Source organism: Limnospira sp. PMC 1279.21 (assembly GCF_032349615.1).
In the GTDB taxonomy this organism is placed as follows: Bacteria; Cyanobacteriota; Cyanobacteriia; order Cyanobacteriales; family Microcoleaceae; genus Limnospira; species Limnospira fusiformis.
In genome coordinates this window covers 1-587 of sequence record NZ_JARPLU010000495.1, presented here as the reverse complement: position 1 = coordinate 587, position 587 = coordinate 1, and the positions used below count along the sequence as shown (strand labels likewise).

The window sequence follows — 587 nt, the reverse complement described above, 5'->3', positions numbered from 1 at the left end:
GTATATTCGCTCAAGCAGGTCTGAGCCGGCCAGAGGGATTGCTCCAGTTGATTGGTGGCTAGAATAAAGCGACTACGCTGACGGCTAAAGCGGTCTTCCGCCGTGGCGGTCTGCTGTAACGTGGCCTGGAGCCGATAGCCCTGAACTGGGGTGGGTTCGGCGGATTTGGCGGGACGACCGGGGGGTCGCTTGGCCCGCACCGTCTCCAGGGAGACCTGAGTGAGCTGATGCACCTCGAGTCCATCTTGAAACTGCATCAAGGCCTCGAGGGCATCGGGTTTGCAAGCAAAGACCCGCTGGGTCAGCTTTTTCAATTGGCGGTTGAGGCGGTGTTCGAGCTTCTCTAATTCGGGTTGCCAGAGGTCGGCATTGGCTTTGCGGGTTTGGCTTTCGACGAGGCGCCAGCGCTGGCGCACTCCGGCATAGGTCTGCTCAATCTCCCACATCCGGTAATCCTTGGAGTTGCAGGGGACTTCAGTCAGTCGGGTGACATCGCTGTGCACCAGCTCTTGAGCCGCTTTTAGGGTCAGCGGCACCCGTGATAGCCACCCCGTGGTCTCCATCTGCTGCAGATTGGCTGCTGTGTA

General features: G+C 59.5%; 1 protein-coding gene. It reads right to left on the bottom strand.

Translation table 11 applies throughout. The features are described from left to right. Positions 1–587 (bottom strand): IS1634 family transposase (locus P5683_RS25615; protein ID WP_315669520.1); only part of this gene is annotated, 587 nt, incomplete at both ends.